The organism is Paenibacillus terrae (genome assembly GCF_000943545.1).
Lineage (GTDB): Bacteria > Bacillota > Bacilli > Paenibacillales > Paenibacillaceae > Paenibacillus > Paenibacillus terrae_A.
Genome location: NZ_JTHP01000192.1, coordinates 1 through 707, shown reverse-complemented (window position 1 = coordinate 707; position 707 = coordinate 1). Strand labels below are relative to the sequence as shown.

The window sequence follows — 707 nt, the reverse complement described above, 5'->3', positions numbered from 1 at the left end:
CGAAAAGCCTACGGCACACGCAAGATCAAAGTGAAGCTCCATGAGCGTGGGTTGATCGTCTCCAGACGTCGCATTGGCCGCATCATGAAAGAGCAAGGGCTCGTTTCCACCTACACGGTGGCACAATATAAGCCCCATAAAACCGCTTGTAATGAAGCGGCTCCAGCTAATATACTGAACCGCGAGTTCAATCAAACGGAAAGCAAACGTGTGGTGGTCAGTGATCTAACCTATGTCAAAGTCCGGAACGAGTGGCACTATATTTGTGTGCTCCTCGATCTGTTCAATCGAGAAATTATTGGCCATAGTGTTGGTCCCCATAAGGATGCAGCACTGGTTTCCCGCGCCTTTGCGACCGTGAAAGGCGATCTGAGTCAGATTCAGTGGTTTCATACCGACCGTGGGAGCGAGTTTAAAAACCAAAAGATGGATGAGCTTTTAGAGACATTTGAAATCGGTCGATCACTGAGTAAGAAAGGCTGTCCGTATGACAATGCTGTGGCCGAAGCCACTTATAAAATCATGAAAACAGAGTTCGTGAACCAGATGAACTTTCAGAGCCTTCGTCATCTGGAACTGGAATTATATGATTATGTCAACTGGTTTAACAAACATCGCATTCATGGAACTTTAGGCTATATGACGCCTATTCAGTATCGCCTTGCAGCCCTTAAAAAAGTTGTTTGATTTACTGTTGACAATCCAAA

General features: G+C 45.5%; 1 protein-coding gene. It reads left to right on the top strand.

Annotated features, from left to right (window positions below):
• Window positions 1-687, top strand: a 687-nt coding sequence (locus QD47_RS29620; protein WP_044649487.1) for an IS3 family transposase, incomplete at its 5' end; no start/stop codon positions are given.
• Between the last annotated feature and the right edge of the window lie 20 nt (window positions 688-707).